The following is a 1082-nucleotide window of genomic DNA, read 5'->3' as shown; positions in this document are numbered from 1 at the left end:
TTTATTTACGATACGGTCGCGCATCAACTGCATGGAGTTGAAATTACGCGAAATATTCTGGATGATCTCGATATAATTATCGCTATGACCTCCTTCTTCGTCAGTCCATTCGTAATAATAAGGTTTTATCGATACACAATTTTTATGCTCGAATAAAGTATTGAGCAATGTGCGGTCCGAATTGCCGCACGAATGCCCCATGATATAGATCTGATAGGGACCGGTGTCAATAAACTGAAGTAATTGACGGTAATTGTCCGTTTCCAGATAACGGATAGATTTGATATTGGTTAGGTAGCTATTATCATTCAGATTCGAAATAGTCTTATAATCCTCGTCCAGTTCGTCCCCATAACCGAAAATAACAGGATTCTGCTCATTATCCAATTCTCCGTGAATATGATTTACGGGAATGTCTGAATTTGCTGGAAGATATAAGTCGGCAGTCTTCGTATAGTTGAAGTTCAATAATAGGGTTCTCTCCGGATATGCAAATTCGTCGCAAACTGCACCATTGCCGTTTTTAATTTCTTCAATGAATTTGGACTTCAGCCCTTCATTTTCCCAGTTTGTTACGAGGTTTGATGCTATTGCAGCGAAACTCTCATCCGCCTTGGTTTCTTCGCCTGTCGATTCAATCCTGTTTTTCTCGGCCCACTTGTTCACGATATATTCCAGAAATTGCTTTTGAGCACTCACGGCGACATCACGAAAGTTAAATGGCTCATGAATAATTTGTTCAATATCCGGATTCCTTAACTCTGATTTGATATAATGCTTTTGAACAGATTTTAGATAGCCCGTCAAAGCCCCCTTTATCAATTTCAGTTCTTCATTGAGTTGAATGGGATCTCCATACTTACAAGACTTGTCCTTGAAAACTTTTTTGAGCAGTGAATAGTATTCTCCCTCGATATCTACCCATTTTTTTGATTCGACGGCTTTATTTATTGTTTCGAAGAACTTACTTTCATAAATTAAATGATCACTGACGAAATGATCATATTGTTCTGCTGGTGTTATTTCTCCCAAATTTCGTATAAACCGAAACGTATTATCTTGCAACATCCAGCGAAACCGTT

Annotated in this window: 1 protein-coding gene; it reads right to left on the bottom strand. The window is 38.4% G+C overall.

Features of this window, described 5'->3' with window-relative positions:
• The coding region (locus tag ACESTR_RS15790) for an AbiH family protein (protein WP_149881557.1) at positions 1–1032 on the bottom strand (1032 nt) is incomplete at its 3' end.
• Positions 1033–1082 lie beyond the last annotated feature (50 nt).

It is taken from the genome of Alistipes sp. DJF_B185 (genome assembly GCF_964250025.1).
In the GTDB taxonomy this organism is placed as follows: domain Bacteria; phylum Bacteroidota; class Bacteroidia; order Bacteroidales; family Rikenellaceae; genus Alistipes; species Alistipes finegoldii.
This window is presented reverse-complemented; position numbering and strand designations above follow the sequence as displayed.